General features: G+C 32.3%; 10 protein-coding genes. 3 read left to right on the top strand and 7 right to left on the bottom strand.

All coding sequences use genetic code 11. The features are described from left to right. Positions 1 to 2,233: 2,233 nt before the first annotated feature. The 3 genes from kdpC to kdpA form a co-directional block, all read right to left on the bottom strand. Positions 2,234 to 2,836, bottom strand: coding sequence for a K(+)-transporting ATPase subunit C (gene kdpC, locus RINTHH_RS09350; RefSeq protein ID WP_008235792.1), 603 nt, complete (start codon positions 2,834 to 2,836; stop codon positions 2,234 to 2,236). A 90-nt stretch (positions 2,837 to 2,926) separates the two neighbouring features. Then, the gene (kdpB, locus tag RINTHH_RS09355) at positions 2,927 to 4,960 is read right to left on the bottom strand and encodes a potassium-transporting ATPase subunit KdpB (protein WP_008235793.1); all 2,034 of its coding nucleotides are present in this window, start codon (positions 4,958 to 4,960) and stop codon (positions 2,927 to 2,929) included. Between the two features lie 62 nt (positions 4,961 to 5,022). After that, complete coding sequence (gene kdpA, locus RINTHH_RS09360; RefSeq protein ID WP_044304982.1) at positions 5,023 to 6,714, bottom strand: potassium-transporting ATPase subunit KdpA; 1,692 nt, start codon at positions 6,712 to 6,714, stop codon at positions 5,023 to 5,025. A 754-nt stretch (positions 6,715 to 7,468) separates the two neighbouring features. Between kdpA and RINTHH_RS09365 the strand changes: the two genes are divergently transcribed. Continuing rightward, positions 7,469 to 8,404 carry an RluA family pseudouridine synthase gene (locus RINTHH_RS09365; RefSeq protein WP_008235796.1) on the top strand — a complete coding sequence of 312 codons (936 nt, stop codon included), beginning with the start codon at positions 7,469 to 7,471 and terminating at the stop codon, positions 8,402 to 8,404. Positions 8,405 to 8,520: 116 nt separating this feature from the next. Here RINTHH_RS09365 and RINTHH_RS09370 read toward each other — a convergent pair whose 3' ends face one another. The 4 genes from RINTHH_RS09370 to RINTHH_RS09390 form a co-directional block, all read right to left on the bottom strand. Beyond that, entirely contained in the window at positions 8,521 to 9,306 is a 786-nt protein-coding gene (locus RINTHH_RS09370; RefSeq protein WP_008235797.1) for a phycobilisome rod-core linker polypeptide, read from the bottom strand. 1,394 nt (positions 9,307 to 10,700) lie between these two features. Then, positions 10,701 to 11,552, bottom strand: coding sequence for a metal ABC transporter permease (locus tag RINTHH_RS09375; protein WP_008235798.1), 852 nt, complete (start codon positions 11,550 to 11,552; stop codon positions 10,701 to 10,703). A gap of 1,481 nt (positions 11,553 to 13,033) precedes the next feature. Beyond that, positions 13,034 to 13,693 (bottom strand): NAD(P)H-binding protein, encoded by a 660-nt coding sequence (locus tag RINTHH_RS09385; protein ID WP_044304998.1) that lies wholly within the window; start codon positions 13,691 to 13,693, stop codon positions 13,034 to 13,036. 268 nt (positions 13,694 to 13,961) lie between these two features. After that, a complete protein-coding gene (locus RINTHH_RS09390) occupies positions 13,962 to 14,426 on the bottom strand; it encodes a DUF4079 domain-containing protein (RefSeq protein ID WP_008235801.1) in 465 nt (154 codons plus the stop codon). Between the two features lie 535 nt (positions 14,427 to 14,961). On the opposite strand from RINTHH_RS09390, the gene RINTHH_RS09395 reads away from it, so the two are divergent. Next, positions 14,962 to 17,592, top strand: coding sequence for a trans-splicing intein-formed DNA polymerase III subunit alpha N-terminal partner DnaE-N (locus tag RINTHH_RS09395; RefSeq protein WP_008235802.1), 2,631 nt, complete (start codon positions 14,962 to 14,964; stop codon positions 17,590 to 17,592). A gap of 1,685 nt (positions 17,593 to 19,277) precedes the next feature. Beyond that, positions 19,278 to 19,685 (top strand): ChuX/HutX family heme-like substrate-binding protein, encoded by a 408-nt coding sequence (locus tag RINTHH_RS09400; RefSeq protein WP_044304984.1) that lies wholly within the window; start codon positions 19,278 to 19,280, stop codon positions 19,683 to 19,685. Positions 19,686 to 20,062: the final 377 nt, after the last annotated feature.

A 20,062-nucleotide genomic window follows, 5' to 3' on the forward strand; every position in this document is an offset into this window, starting at 1 on the left:
CTATAAAAATCATTATTTTTAACAAATTTTTTTGTTCTGAAAGGGGTATGGTATCTTTTTAGTTAATGATGTATTTCTAAGAGAAAATGTGGCAATATATTCAAACTATATAAAATAAGCAAGCCTTATATAATATGAATACATATGCCAATGAGAAATCTCATTATCTCACATGTTATTATTCAATGTAAAAGATATACTTGCCAAAGATAATCTTTACTGTTCTGACTATTAATCATTAACTCAGGTATTTTTTCGTTCCATATTTATATCTAAGTTTAAATTATGTTTGGGTCAAATATTTTAAGATACAGCCATAAATATATGCATATATTAAATTAAATATCCATATAAGGAAATTAACTCTCATATGAAAATATCAGATAAACTGCTTTTTAGAAATTAATTAATTTTTTGATTATAGTTAGTCCACAATTATAAGTTGTGTATTCTTCTATATCCTAAATTCTAGTATCATCTTGGTTTCCTAAATAGGATAATTATTAACTAGCAAATTATTTAAGATTTATCACTTAGTGATTTTTTTAGGTAATAGGTTTATGAATAATTGGCAAGTTAATATTGCTATCTTAATAATTTTGCTTTAACAGAAATTACTACAAAGCAAATGAATTAATTGTAGCAGTATATTGGGATGCTGATATTTAAAAGGGCAATCTGTAGGAAATAATTTATTTTAGCAAGTTAGTATCTCCAAGCAGTACTTAAAACATCATTCAATCCGAAACCATAATATGTTGAAAATTAGTGCTATTTATTTTTATTTTATATATGCTTATACTTCGTATTTATCATAAAAGAAGAAGACAAACTACTCAAGCAATACTAACTTTTTCCTATTAGAATCAATAATTAGCAAGTTTCAAATTGTATACTCTAGTATTATGTGGTTAAATTAGCAAAATTCAAACACTCTGAAATATATTAATGCTTCTATAGTTAATGAATATCTGTTACTAAATATTATAATTTCTGGTGTTTTTTTTGCCGATACCCTATCAGTAGTTAACAATTCTGTATCTTATCATCTGGATGAACCCAGTTTTTCTATTCAATACATACCATAGAATATTCTTTTATCAGTAGCAATCATACTTTATATTGGTTGTAAGTTAATTACTACTTATTATCATCTTATCCATATCAGAAATTATCTAATTGGTAGTAAAGATTATTTTTATCTCATGACAGATGCAAAAATATAGTTGAAAGTCAAAGATACTATTAGTATATTAGTACCTAGTGTACTAATGTACACGCTCAGGATTCCTGAAAGGGTTTATTCTTTTGATGGTTTTAACACTATATAAGTTTATAAGAATCTCTTATCTTTGCCAGTATAGTAATAAAGTATTTATTTCTTTGAATACCATACTCAGCCCTATCTCATCTGTTTATGGGGTATGAGTGAATAGTAGCAAGGCTTATAATATACTTGTCAAGTAAAGATTATGATTACCGTTCCAACTTAAAAATACTTCTTAAGATATTTGAGTTAAAAATTTTTGGTTATTACAAATAGTAACTGCAGTTCATTTGGTTAGGGTTAGTAACTAATAAATCTACTAATAAAAGCTTATAAGATAAACTATCCTGAATGAGTTTTTCCCAATAATTATAAACAAACAACTACCTACCAGTAGGTTTTGGTAGTAGCAACTGAAAATACTATTGTTTTAATCATTAGATAACTAGGGATTTTTAAAAAGTATCACTGGTACACCAGGCTCCATTATTATCTTAACCTCCATATCCTCAACTTAAGTGTTGTATTGCTAAATCTAATAAACTATTATCCAGATCTACATACCTAGCCATAATTACTATCACCCTATTTTCACTTTTGGGTGGTATATAAAAACCATTTACTAATTAACACCCATATTTTGAATACATCTGGTTAGTTGATATGAGAAAGCAGAGTTTTATTTACTATGAGTAACTATGTGAACTCTATAATATAGTCTTCATCTGCGATATTATCACTGGATCTGTAAATAAGGGAAACCTTGTCTTTAAAAGTTTTTTATGGTAAATAGTTTGACCATGAAAATTAATAAGAGATGGTATTGGTTAACCAATTTGAATATTATAGGTAACTTTATAATGTAATTACCAACACAAACGGCCAATACCCTTTTTCTAAGTTCTGGTTAGGTTAGGTAGCCCCTACTAAAAAAATTGAAATAATTACTTTTCTGGTTAATGTCTCTTAATTTTGTTGGCGGCTAAAATCTTGTACATCCAGAGCATAATTCAGCCTTAGGATATTTATTCCTGGCTCTCCAAAAATGCCTAAGAACTTTTTGTCTGTATACTTTTGAAGTAAAACAAATATTTCATCTGGCCTAATATTACGACTACTAGCTACTCTGGGTAATTGTTTTATAGCAGCATTAAGGGAAATATGAGGGTCCAATCCAGAGCCGGAGGCATAAATTAATTCAGGTAGTATTGCTGTGTCCTCTTCTTGTAGAAGTTCCAATTCTTCTTTAATCCTCTGTATTAATTTATTATCGCCAGGAGATAAGTTACTTCCCCCAGATATACCTCTCGGTTCTCCAGCATTACCTTGGGCATAATTTATTACACTAGGACGGCTATGAAAATACTTATCTGTAATAAATTGCTGACCGATTAAAACTGAACCAATGGGTTTACCATTAAAATTGCTAGTTCTTATGCTGCCATTAGCCTGGAAATTAAATACAGTTTGACCTATACCAAAAATAGCAAAAGGATAGATAATTGCCAACAACAACCATAGGATTAATACTATACGTATTATCCTGCTTGTCTCTCGAATATAAATCATTACTTCTTGCCAAAAAATAAATTACTTGTTCTACTTATCTATTTCTGGGGTAATTATTACAGATTACCCTTATTTTATGATTCTGTTTTCTTATACAAACCCGATGTTTTTTATTGCCATATCTAGCAATTTTATTGTCACAAGTGGTATAAATAATCCTCCTAAACCATAAATCAACATATTAATTTGAAAAATTTCATTGGTTGCAATTGAGCGGAACTTTATACCCCTTAAAACTAAGGGTATAAATGCAAATACGGCAATCACATTATAAATAAGCAGTGATAACACCGCAGAATTGGTATTGCTAAGTTGTATGAAGTTAAATCTTCCCAGATTTAATGGAGTAAATAACATTGGTAACACTGCTAAGTATTTACCAATGTTGTTGGTCAGGGAAAATAGAGTTAGTGCTCCACTGGTCATCAGTAATTGCTTACCAATAGCAACTATTTCAATTAATTTAGTAGGATCGGAGTCTAAATCTACAATCCTGGCAGTAAGTCTTGCTGCTTGAGTACCTGCATTCATTGCTAGACTAATGTCTGCTTGTGATAATGCAGGTACATCATTATTGCCTTCTCCTGTCATTGCTACTAACTTACCTTGTGATTGTTGCTGGCGGATTACAGCAATTTTGTCGTTTGGAGTAGCTTCAGCAATAAAGTCATCAATGCCTGCTTCCCTAGAAATGACACCAGCTGTTATCTGATTATCTCCAGTGACCATAATGGTATAAATACCCAACTTTTTTAATTTATAAAAGCGATCACGTATTCCTGGTTTAACAACATCCTTAAGATAAATAACCCCATAAATCTCATTGTCACGACAAACTACCAAGGGTGTACCACCTTGGAGAGCAATACGTTCACAAGCTGTATTTAATTCTGAAGAGAATTTGTGATATTGAGCACCGACAAATTCTCTAATTGCACTTAACGAACCTTTTCTTACTTTGCTATTGTTGGGTAGGTTTGTTCCGCTTATCCGGGTGGTGGTAGAAAAATAAACTGCTCCGCACTGCTGGGGCTCAAAATCAATTTTTGCTCCCCATTGTTCTGCTAGACGAAAAATAGATTTACCCTCCAACGTGTCATCGAATAAACTTGCCGCCATAGCCATTGCTGCCACCTCGGAACCTAAGTGGTTGCAAATAGGGATAAAGTCTTCTGCCAGACGGTTACCTAAGGTAATTGTGCCGGTTTTATCTACTACTAATGTATTAACACCAATACATTGTTCCAAATCGTCACTACTTGCAATAACATTTGCGTTAGTGATGTTATCTATTGTAGCAATGCTCATAGTACTCAGTGATGTTACAACATTAACGGGTATTAAGGATACAAGTAGTGAAACTAAGAAAGTTACACTGATTGGCATTCCAAGATAAGTAGTAAATGAAGATAATGTAATGACCACACATAGGAAAATTATTGTCAGGATTGACAGTAATATTTGTAAGGCAATTTCGTTGGAGTTTTTACATTCTCGCTTTCCTATCATTACATTAATCATCCTGGCAACAAGTCCTTGTCCAGGATTGGCTGTCACACGAATTATCAATTCATCCGAAATGATTCGTGTACCCTCAGTTACAGAACTTGCCACTTCAGAACCCAATTCTTTAATTACTAATGTAGATTCTCCTGTAATAAAGGATTCATCGACTGAACCTACACCTAAAACTACTTCCCCATCAGCAGGGATAATATCTCCAGCAACAACATATATTGTATCACCCCTACGCAAACTAGCAGATGGTACCTCTGTAATTACACCATCTGCTGATAACTTTTTGCTTATAGTTCCCGATTGTAGTAATTGCAATCGTTTTGCTTTTGCTTTTAACTTAGCTTGGGCTAGCGCTTTCCCTAAATTACCCCCATAAATATTCAACAATAATAGCAGTGTTACCAAACCATTAAAAGTATGAGAATTTGAGTTATTAAGCTCTCCAAATAAATTAGGAAAGATTGTTATCAAAAAAGTAATAATTGTTCCTAACCATACAATTAAGAATGTTGGATTTTGAATTGCCGAACGAGGATTGAGTTGTAAAAAAGCGTCTATTAGAGCTTGGGAATAAATTTTCTGGGAATTGAGTTTTGACTGCTTCATAAGCAAAAGGAGAACATGAGGATGAAATCAATTTAAATACATTAGACAGTGATTACTATGCTCTATCCACCAGAAGTTAATTTAACTCCTTCAGCAATTGAACCCAAGAGAATTACTGGTAAAAAAATTAAGGTTGTTAAGACCAACATTAATCCTGCAGTCCAACCAGTAAAAAGTAGGGAATCTATTTTGATATTGTCAAAACTTGGAGATAGGATTGGCTTATTTGTCATACTTGCAGCGACTATAAGCATTGCAATAATTGGTACATAATGTCCAATAATCATACTTAAACTAGTACTTAAATTCCACCATAGACTATTATTATTTAATTCAGTAAAGGTATTGGCGTTGTTACTACTAGCAGATGCATATTCATAAATCACCTGTGAAAAAATATGGAAATCAGGATTAGGAATTCCTATTAATGATATGTGGTTTAATAATGTAATAGCACTGGGAATCAAAATTGCCATAGGATGAATTAGTAAAACTAAGCCAACTAATAAAATTTCCTTGTACTCAATTTTTTTACCTGCAAAGGTGGGAGTGTTACCCACCAGTAATTCCGCTAAAAATGCTGCCAAAATTAGATACATGAACATATGAATAATCCCAGTGCCAATTCCCCCCCAGGGACTCTGCAAAAGCAAGTTAAATAGAGTAGCAAAACCTCCATTTGGTAACAAAGAATTATGTATGCCATTCATAGCACCACACATAGTTGCAGTACTGAGCATAGCCCACAATATTGTTTGACTGATACCAAAGCGGACTTCTTTCCCTTCTAAATTTGGAGTCCCTCCATTTCCTCCCAAAATATTATTAATGAGAGGATTACCTTCATATTCACCTACTAAAGAGATTCCCAACATTACGACAAAAATAATAAATATCATCCAGAATAAAAACCAAGCTAGCTTAATATTTCTAGCAAAAAAGCCATAAGTGTGAATAAGGGCATTCGGTATGGCCGCCATTGCTAGTATTTCTATTAAATTTGACGCCCCATTGGGGTTCTCGAAAGGATGAGCAGAGTTAGCTGTAAAAAATCCTGCCCCATTATTTCCCAACATTTTGATTATTTCAAATGTGGCTACAGGTCCAACAGCAATATATTGGGTTTCCCCCTCTAAAGTACTGACTACTACAGGAGGAGATAGAGTTTGAGGAACACCAGTAATTATTAAAGCAATCGCTCCTATTATCGATATTGGCAAGAATATATAGGTAATACCTTTAGTAATGTCCACATAGAAATTGCCTAGAGGCCTACCAGTGAACCCCCGTATGACAGCAATTCCTGCAGCTAAGCCTGTAGCTGCAGAGCTAAACATTAAGAAACCCAACCCAGCTATTTGACTAAAATAGCTAAATGTATTTTCACCTGCATAGTGTTGGATATTTGTACTAGTTAGAAATGAAATTGTTGTATGTAAAGTTAAATCCCAACTGGGGGGCCCTAAGTTTGTGGGATTACAAGGCAAATTTTTTTGATTAGCAAGTATAAAATACACAGCAACAGCCATGCATAAATTCATACCTATTAAAGCTCTAATATATTGCCAAGCAGTCATGTTGTATTCAGGAGAAATTCCCCCTAAAAGATATATTGCTTGTTCTAGAGGCTTCAAGAATGATTGAAGTATGTTTTTACTTTTGGTGAATACATCAAATATATATCTTCCTAAAAAAGGAGAAATGGCAATAATGAGAGAAATAGTTATTCCAATTTGAAAGAAGCCCTGTCCCATATATGAATAATTATTGTAGGATTTTATTCCAGCCAAATATGGCTAAAAACTATTAAATTTGTAAAACAATAAATATATTAATTGTATTTAGTTAATCTGTGATTTTTAATTCATCATGTCATTAGCTAAGTTGGTTTTAGTTGGTTTTCAATAAACTTATTCAGTACATCTGTATATTTAGTATGAATTCTTTGGTCTATTATTGTGCTTTGAGTACAGTATTAATACAATTCGAATTATACAAATTTATCTTAATTATTGCTTAATATCCTAGTTATTACTTAATTATTACAACTAACCACTTAGAAGTTAAAGTCTTAACAACTAATTTAGTAAGTTCGGAAAGAAATCAAAACTAACTTTCTTGATAGTTGAGCTAAGAGACTTCCTACTGGTTTGACCTACCATAATATAAAGCAAATAATCCATAGCGCTAGCAAACGTCATTATATAGATTTACAATGTGGGTGCTAAAAGTATACAGTGCTTGGTTTTATTTTTCGCATAGCTTCCAAACGGTAATATTCTCATCTAATGAATATAACCCTCTCACACTAACTACAATGACTACAGAGGCTGATTTTATATGGTATAATAAGCAAAGATATTTAAGACTACAGGAATTTATTAATCTGCAGCTAAATAATTATTCTTTCTAAAACATATCCAAAGTAAAGTTTTTAGATTTGAACATGAGATTAATCTAACATTCACCATGCAATGGCAAATTTGATAATACTTAATTCTAAATGTAGTGGATGCAATTAGCTTAAAAGTCAAAATTACAGGGGAACGTTTAGATCGTTATCTTTCACAAGAGTTGTGTTTTTTATCTCGTTCTCGCATTCAACAGTTAATTAAACAAGGCAGAGTCAAGTTAAATGGTTGGATTTGCACTTCCAAAAAAATTACTGTCAAAGTAGGTGATCAAATTGCCATAGAAGTTCCATCACCTACAGCCATGTTACTGGAGCCGCAGGATATACCTTTAGATATCCTGTATGAAGATAAACAACTAATCATTATTAACAAACCAGCAAATATGGTGGTTCATCCCGCCCCAGGTCATCCAGATGGTACGTTGGTAAACGCAGTATTGGCTCATTGTCGACACTTGCCAGGGATTGGTGGGGTACAACGCCCAGGAATAGTTCATAGACTAGATAAAAATACAACAGGGGCAATCGCAATTGCAAAAACGGAACTAGCCCATCAAAACTTACAGGCACAACTCAAGACTAAAATTGCACGTAGGGAGTACCTAGGTGTGGTTCATGGTGTACCGAAAATACAAAAGGGTACAGTAGACATACCTATTGGTCGACACCCCGTAGAACGCAAGAAAATGTCTGTTGTTCCTATAGAAAAAGGGGGGCGGGTCGCCACTACCCACTGGCACATTAAGGAACGCCTTGGAAAATATACCTTAATGCATTTTCAGTTAGAGACTGGACGTACCCACCAGATACGCGTCCATAGTGCATACATTGGTTGTCCCATTGTTGGTGATCCTGTATATGGTTCTAGTCGTTCTATAGGCTTTAATTTGTGCGGACAAGTACTACATGCCTGGAAATTGACACTGCAACATCCTGTTTCGGGGGAATGGATTGAAATAATTGCACCTGAACCTAGGGAATTTACCAGTTTCATAGGAATATTGCAAAAGCGTAATGGGAAAAACATTTAGGAAGACACAAGTCATTAGTCACTAAATATAAACCCTTGTATAAAAAGTCTTATTATATTGACTAATGACTAATAGCTAAATATTAAGAGCGGGGATTATAATAAATGGTTTCTAATCTATCGGGTAGTTACTAATTGATCAGTTTCTATTTTCCGATAAGGTACACTGCTTGCAATGTCAATATTCATTGCAGATACCCTTGGTGGCGGATTTCCCTTAGCACTACTTATGCCCTGTACCATTGCCAAGTAATTTGCTGGGTCACCAGGTTTAATTTTCTTCTCTTGTGGAATGTAACTGCGGACAACATTCTGCCAAATAATTTGTGGAAAACCTAGCTGAGCACGATGGTATTCATTGTAACGTGGAGACTTGATGTTAAATGGCAACTCACCTTTAGAACGACCAGGAAGTACTCGACGACGCTGATATGGCAAGGTATTATAGCCGAAATTTTCCAGATACTCTTCGCTATCTAAAAGTTCATCTATGAAACCCTGAAGACCTTTGCTTGCTACTATAACTCCCCAAGCTAGCTTTTCTCGTTCACTATAAATATCTCTTCCCAAAACCCTTTGAACACAATGTTCTACAAAACGATAATTATTATTGAGATTGTAGAAGCTTTTTTTATATGTATCTGATAGTAATAAACCTCGGACAAAATCTCGTACAGTAATTTGACCGTTACGGAGCTGAGACTCCAAAAATGGTTCACGATCACTGATAAAAGCATGAAAAAATATCTGACGATATGCTACTTCGATTAATACATTCATGTCTGTACTAGACAGCAAATTTTCTGTCGAGTAAATCTTAGGCTGTTCATCACTTCCAGCTTCAAATCCATTTACCCTTTGATTCTGAGTGGAAGGAGTATATGTTAATAGTGGTATGGACACGTAAGAGCCTCCAAAAATATTGTCATTAAACTTAACAACCCTACAACACATCTTAGATGGAGTAGTTTCACTGCAAAATAGGATTCTGACAAAACTTTATCAAACTTAACTTGTTCTTTTAAGACTTTCAGGGCAATATGTGAATAAACTTCCCAAATATACAAATTTGTACTTATCATCTCGTAAATTAGGGCGTCTATATCTACTCACTGCAAATTGTATATTTGCCAATTTGATGTGCGGTGTAATTTTGATATTTAAATCATCCATATATATCCCTATATTTAGAGTCTTAGGGAAGAATAATTTCATATCTAGGAATTAGTTTCTAAATAACACAACTCTTATCAGGAAAATATTTTGGTGGGGTGTACATTGGCATATAGTTGCAGTCTATATAGTTATGTTGTTTATATCCAAAAAAGAATATATGCACAAAGTATATCAAAGCTAATATCCTTTGTATGCTAGCGCTAGTATCCATACCTTAAGAAATAGCTCAAGAGAACTAATAGGTGAATTTTTTAAAGTAAATATGACTCTATTTAGTTAGCTTCTCATGGGAACTATTTTGGGATATGCAAGGATACAATAGATTAATAATATATGTAATTGAAGCTATAGCTGATTACGTATATTAAATATAATAACTACAAATAGTAACATAATTATACTAGCTATATTTTTACCATTAAAATTCTGCATAAAATCAGACTAGTTAAAGGATTATGAACTGATCACTCTCATTTCTAATGATGACATCAGGTAATTTGTAGAGGTAATATTTATCATAACGAGCCATGCAAGCAATATCACCTTGAATCTGGTGGAGTTCAGATGTTTCGTCGTTGATAGAGAAATATATTATAGCTAAAACAACTGATGTACTCATTCTTGTTGAGCAGATCTAATTGCCAATATGCTTGATCAGGATAATTGCTCTCGTTCACTGTATACTTTTCCAATCTAAAACTCTTTGTATATACATTTTTACAAAACAATAATTTATTAGTTTTATAATTTCGGGAGCGAAAAATATCAGATGTTGCTAATCTCTGAATGGAAGACCTCAAATTAATTTCACCAGAAAGTAACTGGGATTCCAAAAACTCTGACAACTACATTAGAGCCATCTATTGCTCATTAAAAATCTGTCTATGAGCAACTGATATTAGGTAATCCACTTCTGGTGGTTATAGGAGATTCTTTCTAGAAGTAGAATAGGTTAATAGAGATATTACCATGCAAAAACTCTCCTTTTTCTAATTTATAAATAAGGAGAATAACATAATATAACTTACAATCCTCCAATGGCTAATAGCTTATTAAATTCTAATAATGGAAAGACTTAATTGTAATTTTTCATAACCTATTAGATAGTTTACATTTTGTAACTATGCAAATTTCGACCTACATTTAGCAAGGCTGAAAACCAATAAAAATACTAAAAACTGAATTACAACAATACTTGGCCCTGAAGCAAGTTGAAAAATAGCAGAGACAAAAATACCAGTGATACTTGTAGTAGAACCGATGATTATAGAAATCAACAAAAAATATTTAAAATGGTGGCTTATTAGCTTAGCAGTAGATGCAGGAATAACCAGAAAAGAATTTACTAATAGAATGCCTACAGCTTTGATTGCTATAGCTACTGATAATGATAATAAAACTACGAATCCATACCGATACAATTGTACAGGTACACCTTGAATTTTAGCAACAGCAGAATTAAGAGTTAATAGAATTTGCTGGCGTAGAGTTGAGAACAGAAAAATACAGCTTATTAATAATAATGCAACTGTCAATATTATATCTTCATTATTAATTGCCAGAATATCACCGAATAAGATCTGAATTAGATTACCACGATATCCTTGCAATAAACGACTTAAAATCAATCCAATGGCCAAAACTCCAGAGAGAATTATACTGAGAATACTATCATTTGCTAAATCAGTTTGGTCTATTAGATAGAGAACTACTACTCCAAAGATTACGGTAAAAAGCAGCAACATCCAAGTAGGATTAGTACTTAACATTACCCCTAATACTATCCCTAGCAGTGATGTATGACCAACCGCATGGCTAAAAAAAGAGAGCTGGCGTAAGGTAACAAAACAACCAAGTAATCCCCCTAATACCCCCATTAAAATAGCTTCGATTAATGCTCTTTGAATAAAGGGAAAATTTAGCCATTCTAGAAACTGGATATCAAAAATATTAAAACCAACTAATATTATCATGTAAGTAATGAATTTAGGCCTAACTTTGAAGAACTAAGCAATAATTATTCACGGCAGATTTAATCAAGGTTAAAAATTAACCCTTACAGTTAGCCAAATATAACAATTTTACACGAGTTTCTTGGCTATTGTCAGTTTATATAGATATTAAAATAGCAATTAGTAAATACATACTACCCTGAATTTTATTCATTGAACATTAACTATTAACTTCTGTTTTTCTAGCTTCTAAACTTAGTGCTAATTTATTTATATGAGTTACTATTAGATCGCATTTCTGGTATCTTTCTCATTAGTTTTATCAGCTTATTTATCAATTAAAGATGAAACCACGAGTTCAAGCTTTAGCACTCTCCTCCAAAAATTATAAATGCTTTGATATTTTTGTAGAGTACCATGCTTTTTGAGGTGATTATTAATCAAGCTAATAAATGTTAGATCGACTTCTTGGGCATTTAGGTAAATAAATTTAATCCATATTCTTGAAATCATAATATAGGTCCGTCTAAAACTTCTGCTGATTTCTATTTGGAAAACTATTATCAGTACTAGAATCATTATTAATAAGTATATTATTATAGCTTTAACCGATAACAATCCTAAATCGGAGTTTTTAATATCTTGACTTATTAGTGAATTCTCTTATTTATAAAGCTTGCAGTCTTACGATATCCCAAATTTGTATACTCAGCTAAACCCAATTATGACTTATATCATATATCATATTTGCCATCCGGTAATTATCTTGATGAAACTATTACTATCTAAGTTTTTACCTAACTAAATTTGATCTAGATTGTGAGTAAGACAAAAAATTGCCGATATTAAAAGCCAAATGAGATTATATATACTTTGTTAATTTATCAGATAATAGTCATATTATAGTATTTATTACTCCGTTAATCTTAATATTAGACTTTCTTATGTTAGGTTAGAATAATTATTCTTTAAAACTCAAGAGTTGATTGATAGATAAACCGTATTCACCTTAACGTAGACTGGGAGAGGAAAACTCTCTCCCCCCCCCCATTATAAATAACTAAGTTTCACAAATAAAATTAGTCTGAGTGAAAAACCATAACCTTAAATATTTACTGAATTTATGGAATTTAAGACTAAATGTTATTGCTTAAATAAAATGACTCAAAAGAAAACAGAGCTGCAATCATTACATAGAAGAAGTTGTAGAGATTATATTATTATTTTGGTTATTTGATAGAATAATGTAAAGCTAAAACTTAATATTTATTTTTACCTATTAATTATTAGTTTTTTATTTGCATATGTTGCTCTTATAAATAGAGCTATGGCCCAAGATTTTTTTCTGAAAGTTTTTGAGCTAATAGTTCAGTATAGTAAATATTACTTAGTAACTTCCTGGCAACATTCAACATTATGAATATGCCTAAAATAAACTGCTTACTCACAGAGGAAAATTTCTAGAATGGAGACTCTTCTGTTTACTTTATTATATGGGCATGTTAAATCACATTAGCAAAGAGCTCAGACAGCTCTTTTCTGGGAGTATTGCAATTAGAAACTATCTCTAAAACTTTATTTTTAGCTGATTCATCAAACATTGCTTCAACACATATATCAGCGACCTTTTGCCGGGAAATAGTCCCCTCAAATAAAGTGTCTGCACTCTGCATAACTATATTGCCAGTATTATCTTTATCCTTTAAGCCACCAGGACGAATAATAGTATAATTCAAACCACTTTTTTGAATATATTTTTCTGCTTGCTTTTTCCATAACAAAACTAACCAGAATAAGTTAAGGGGATGAAATAACTGAGATACACAAAGTGATGAAACTAAGACAAAATGTTTGATCCCCCCAACTTTGGCCATATCTACCAAATTCTTGGTACCTTCATAATCAACTTTATATGGGCCAGTGGGGTTGAAATTTGGGCGAGCCCCACTAGCACATAAAATAATTGTGCTATCTCCCAAAGCAGTGCTTAAACTTTTATAGTTCAAAAGATCTGCCTCAACTAATTCAACGCCATCTGGCCAAGTCGTTTTAGTCTTCTTTATATTTCTCAACAAGGCACGTACTGGAATGTTCCTCCTCCTTAATTCTTGAACTATAAGTCTTCCTGTCTGTCCTGTTGCACCTGCTACAAAAGCTTTCAACACAATAAAAGCCATCCTAAGAAAATCGTTTCTGTACAATTATTTGTGATATGTTTTAGTGGCCAGTGATTAAAATAACTTAACAAATTAATTGGTAAATTTATCTTATCTCTTATCCTCTCCTACATTTAATATAAAACACAGAGTTATTACTCACACTAATAACAGTAATACACATGCTTGCAATATAATTATTCTAAATTCTTAGAAATAAAACCCAAGACCAAAAATAGTTAGAGGTCTGGGTTGTATTCAATTACAAAATCCACTATGATTTGCTTAAAATTATCTGGATAATTTGTACTCCGCTAATTGTTTGCCAAGTAAATAGTCCCAAAATTGAAAAATTTAGTACAATGTGGGTTATTCTTGCCCAGTTTGCTCCTTTTTGCATTAGGGGAGATAAAGATGCAGAAGCGGCAATTAAGGCTGTCATGCCCAACCCGGCAAGCAGATGTGGTCCAACGAATAATTTACCATTATTAATATAGGTTATAGCCATACCGCCAATAGAACCTGAAACCATTATTAATAAAATAATAGAACCTATTTGGTAATGTCTGATGTTATATTTGCCCTTGATTAGTTCTTTCTTCGTATCTCCTTGGGCATTTCTGGTTCGCTGTATTTGCAAACCTAAATAAGCACCATAAATGGAGAGTAGTAACAATACCCACATTATGATTGGGTGAGAAAATTGTGCCCAGTATTTAAGGGATGGTGACAGCTCCAAAGTAGTTCTCCTCCAACATTCATTAAAATTCCACAAAAATTAGCATAACTCTAAACTGCCATTATTTAAGAAGTCAGTATCTGGAGAATGCAGGCAATATTCCTTGCTTATATATAAATTGACTTCCGAACATTCTATACCCAATACCAATGACTTGGGAAGAAAATTTCATCGACTAGGAAAATTATTGTAGTGAAAAATATACTGTTTTTTAGGGTGCTAAAGTGTAATTAATTAACAATTTAAGTAACTAATATACTGGTATTGATGCCAAATATAGTGACTGCACTAACTATAAGGGAAATAAATTGAAGAGTTAAATAATATCAGTATTTCTTGTTTAGTAAAAGTACTAGAGGACTATATTATTAGGATTTGAAAGGTATTTTTTTGAGACTTCGTTTTCAAAAAATCAATGTTATTTATATAACCAAAAGTAAGTTAGCCTAAGAGGCATATTTCTTATATGCCTTCCGGAAGAATATCCCGGAGTAGACACTACTAAGACTCACAATTGTTCCCTGGTAAATGTACTATGTCCTTCGTTCCTCTACATGTTCACAGTGACTACAGTTTATTAGATGGTGCCAGTCAATTGCCAAATTTAGTTGATAGGGCTATTGAATTAGGTATGGGTGCGATAGCCCTTACAGATCATGGTGTTATGTATGGTGCAGTTGAGTTAATCAAAATTTGCCGCAGCAAAAATGTTAAGGCAATTATTGGTAACGAAATGTATATTATTAATGGTGATATTACTAAACAAGAACGTCGTCCTCGTTATCACCAGATTGTCCTAGCAAAAAATAACCAAGGTTATAAGAATTTAGTCAAATTAACTACTACTTCTCAGCTCAAAGGAGTACAAGGTAAAGGTATTTTTTCCCGTCCTTGTATTAACAAAGAATTATTGAAAGAATATCATGAACATTTGATTGTTACCAGTGCTTGTTTGGGTGGAGAAATACCCCAGGCAATTCTCAGTGGGAGGGTGGATGCAGCTATAAAAGTTGCTAAATGGTATCAGAAAGTTTTTGGTAATGATTTTTATTTAGAAATTCAGGATCATGGTTCCCAAGAAGACCGAATTGTTAATGTCGAAATAGTTAAAATCTCTAAGGAATTAGGAATTAAATTGATTGCAACTAACGATTCTCACTATGTATCTTGTTTTGATGTTGAAGCACATGATGCTTTGTTATGTATTCAAACAGGGAAATTAATTGTAGAAGATAAAAGAATGCGTTATAGCGGAACAGAATACCTGAAATCTGCTGATGAGATGAAGTTATTATTTCGGGATCACTTACCTGATGATGTTATTGAAGAGGCTATTCATACAACCTTAGAAGTAGCAGATAAAATTGAACCATATAATATTTTAGGAGAGCCAAGAATACCTAATTTTCCAATACCTCCTGGACATACTGCTGATACTTACCTAGAAAAAATCAGTTGGCAGGGACTTTTGGAAAAGATGAATTATGAATCCATGAATGAGGTCGATCCAGCCTACAAGGAAAGACTAGAATATGAATTGAAAATGATTCAGAGAATGGGTTTTTCTACATACTTTTTAGTTGTATGGGACTATATAAAATTTGCTAGGGACAATGATATTCCCGTGGGTCCTGGAAGAGGTTCTGCTGCCGGTTCTTTAGTTGCTTACTGTATGGGTATTACTAATATAGATCCCGTACACCATGGATTACTTTTTGAAAGATTTCTTAATCCCGAGCGAAAATCAATGCCAGATATTGATACGGATTTTTGTATTGAAAAACGGGATATAGTCATTGACTATGTAAATAAACAGTATGGAGAAGATAAGGTAGCACAAATTATCACTTTTAATCGCATGACATCTAAAGCAGTATTAAAAGATGTTGCGAGGGTATTAAATATTTCCTATGCAGAATCAGACAAAATGGCGAAAATGATTCCTGTATCTAGGGGTAAGCCAGCCAAATTAAAGGTGATGATTTCTGAACAGACCCCAGAGCCAGAATTTAAGCAAAGATATGAAAATAATCCTAATATAAGACGTTGGGTTGATATGGCAATTAGAATTGAGGGAACCAATAAAACTTTTGGTGTTCATGCTGCGGGAGTGGTAATTTCTGCGGAGCCTTTAGACGAAATAGTTCCTTTACAAAGGAATAATGATGGTTCTGTAATTACCCAATACTATATGGAAGATTTAGATTCCTTAGGATTATTAAAAATGGACTTTCTAGGATTACGAAATCTGACTATGATCCAGAAAGCTATTGATTTAATAGAAGAAAATCATGGTTTTAAAATTGATCCATATAAAATTACATCTCAAGAGAGAAAATCACAGGAAACACTAGCAAAAGGCAAATATTCTCAATTACCTAAAGATGTAAAGAAAACATTTGACTTATTGGAATCAGGAGAATTAGAAGGGGTATTTCAGTTGGAGTCCTCAGGGATGAAGCAGATTGTCCGGGATTTAAAGCCTTCTAATATTGAAGATATATCTTCAATATTAGCATTGTACAGACCAGGACCATTAGATGCAGGATTAATTCCTAAGTTTATTAACCGCAAGCATGGTAAAGAAGAAATTTCCTATGACGATCATGTGCTAGAGCCAATTTTAGATGAAACATATGGGATTATGGTCTATCAAGAACAAATTATGAGAATTGCCCAAGATATGGCTGGGTATTCACTAGGACAAGCTGATTTGCTCCGTAGAGCAATGGGTAAAAAGAAAGTTGCAGAAATGCAAAAGCAGCGAGAAAAGTTTATTGATGGTTCGGCAAAAAATGGGGTTGATAAAACAACAGCAGAGAATTTATTCGGGCAAATGCTGAAGTTTGCTGAGTATTGTTTAAGCTATGACACTCAAATATTAACAGTAGAGCATGGCCCAATGTCTATTGGGGAAATTGTGGAAAAATGTCTTGAATGTCATGTATATACTGTGAATAAGAATGGAAATATATGCATTCAAACAATTACTCAATGGCATTTCCGGGGGGAACAAGAAATTTTTGAGTATGAGCTAGAGGATGGTTCCTTTATCCAGGCAACAAAAGACCATAAGTTTATGACTACAACAGGAGAGATGTTACCAATTCATGAAATATTTACTAATGGATTAGAAATTTTACAATTGAGTAAGTCTCTATTATAATCATTTATTGTTCAAAATAAAAACTATATATAACTAGTAGTACAAAAATTACTACAATGAGATTGTAGCAGTTACTTTAGATAATAATCAGGATTAATATAATTGGGTATAAACAGCAGCAACACACTCTACAAAACATATAGAAAATTAAAAATATAGGAGAAGTACTATGTCTACCGATGAATATTTGTGAATCCAGGTATTTTGAAAATAAGGTAGCAATTAGGGATAATAATTTGGTATATAAAAACTCATAAACTAACGAACAAACAAAATATAATAAACTTAAAAAGGATATAGATAAACTTTAATGTTAGCAGTAATTTTGGGCAGTAAAACATAAAAAATACCATTGAAAAATATACTCAAAAAGTAAGAATCAAAGGAGAGAGATGCATAAATGTAAACTATGGGAAACTAAGATATCTGGGGAACCTAGAATTATGATAGCCAAATAAATTCATTTATTATGCTGTAAGCTTACAGTAATAAGCATGTAAATATTTGAGATAGAAGAAATCTAGTGAAAGCAAATAAAAAATCAACATCGGAAAATAGTGGGCAACAGAGTTAGTGAAAAAACAAATAAGGATAGCATCATGTTAAACTCATATTTGTATTTAACGTTCGTTTAGCAACATGTAAATAGTAAAATCTTTACAAGAAACGTTACCCGATAAAAAGATAGCAATTCCGATTATCCTCAGATAATTCCCGGATATGTTAACTTAATATCATCGATATTTTACCTATGAGTAAACAATATTTTTTTGTAATTTGTGCGGAATCTTAGGTGAGATTTAAAAATACTGATATTTGTAAATTAAGAAACATATATTTAATTTTATAATATTAGTATTTTTAGCTCTAATAAATGGGGTCTAACAAATAGAATATTTACGGAGATGAAACTATGAATATTCAAAGTGTTGAAAGGGTATTTATGAATTGTTAGTAGGTACCTTCCCTTTCAGTGCTTATTGTATCAAGGTTCAAAACACATAGTATTTATATTTGATTCATGCTTACGTTATAACTTCCAAACAATGACTGAACTTCTTGCCTTAGAATACTAATTATAAAGAGTGGGTGAATATTTATTTATCTAATAAATTAAGGTGTTCATGAATATACTTTTTTCTAAAAAACATAAAATATTTGGCTGTTTATTTTACAAGCAAGTGAAATCTTCAAATAATAGTTGAAAACTTCACTTATTCTATAGATGAATAAAATTTAATAGAGACCTAGTATTTTTTTATTTTATTAATAAATAAAGTCTAATAATTGTAATTTTATGGAGAATTAAAGCATGTAATAATCATTAGTATATCAAAACAGTTCATGCTTATTAATTATATATATATTTTATATTCAAGGAAATTATATAATGGATTTATTTAATGCCTTGCAAAGCCTAATTCTATATTAATTTTAAGGTATAGACTTTCCATTATAAGAGCGATTTTTAAATTTTTCTAATTCATAACTGAATACTCACAGAAAATTTGTATGAAGGATAATTTATTTTACTCAACAAAATTATAAGCTAGGCAGAATATGATAATTATGTTCTGCTTGTTGTGTATCTATACTATAACCTGGGATTATTTATAGAGAAAATTCCTAGAAAAAACTGTAAAAAATATACAATGAATACAACAATTATTTAGGTAAATAAACAAGTGAGTAAAACATTAAAAGAATTTTTGGAAGATTGTCAAATGCTGGGTACATTACGTCTAATTGTTACTAGTAATGCTGCCGTATTAGAAGTAAGGGGTAAAATAGAGAAGCTATTTTATGCAGACCTTCCTAAAGGCAAGTATGCTAATTTGCATAATAAGGACTTTGAATTCCATTTAAATATGGATAGAATATCCAAGATAAGGTTTGAAACAGGGGAAGCTAAGCATGGAAACTTTACAACCTATTCAATCCGATTTTTAGATAATATGGAAAAGCCTGCTTTAAGTTTATTTTTGCAGTGGGTTAAACCGGGAGAGTATGAATCTGGACAAGTAGAAGCCTGGAATGCTTTAAAGACATCATATGGTGAGGTTTGGCAACTAGAGCTGTCTAAAAATTTATAAAGGCCAGTAAGTAAATCATGTTGGTCAAATCACGGACTTTTTTGTATTGTATTTGCGAAGAAGTCTGTGACTATTATGAATAATAGTCACAGCAGTAATTATATTGCTCCCCAGTATTATTAATATATATCTCTGCCAAAAATTAAGACACTCACACTATTGAAATCAGTCTGAAAAAAGTATATTTTTATACAAACCAGTGAAGTCAATTAAAACATGTTATGCCTCTGTACTGGATTCTTTAAGTCCATATTTGAACCTGGGTTATTCGTACTAATGGATGAATTTGACTTTATGACTAATTTATTGTTAGTAGCAAAAATTAACATGTTTAAAAGCTCATGCTATTTTCCACAGGTATCCGCGCTTTGGTAGAC

Origin of the sequence: Richelia intracellularis HH01, from assembly GCF_000350105.1 — a bacterium.
In the GTDB taxonomy this organism is placed as follows: Bacteria; Cyanobacteriota; Cyanobacteriia; order Cyanobacteriales; family Nostocaceae; genus Richelia; species Richelia intracellularis.

Bases quoted from the DNA above. Each gene is read 5' to 3' on its own strand.
- RINTHH_RS09395 (WP_008235802.1), top strand. From the start codon at position 14,962: ATGTCCTTCGTTCCTCTACATGTTCACAGTGACTACAGTTTATTAGAT.
- kdpC (WP_008235792.1), bottom strand. From the start codon at position 2,836: ATGATTTATATTCGAGAGACAAGCAGGATAATACGTATAGTATTAATC.
- kdpA (WP_044304982.1), bottom strand. From the start codon at position 6,714: ATGGGACAGGGCTTCTTTCAAATTGGAATAACTATTTCTCTCATTATT.
- RINTHH_RS09375 (WP_008235798.1), bottom strand. From the start codon at position 11,552: ATGATAATATTAGTTGGTTTTAATATTTTTGATATCCAGTTTCTAGAA.
- kdpB (WP_008235793.1), bottom strand. From the start codon at position 4,960: ATGAAGCAGTCAAAACTCAATTCCCAGAAAATTTATTCCCAAGCTCTA.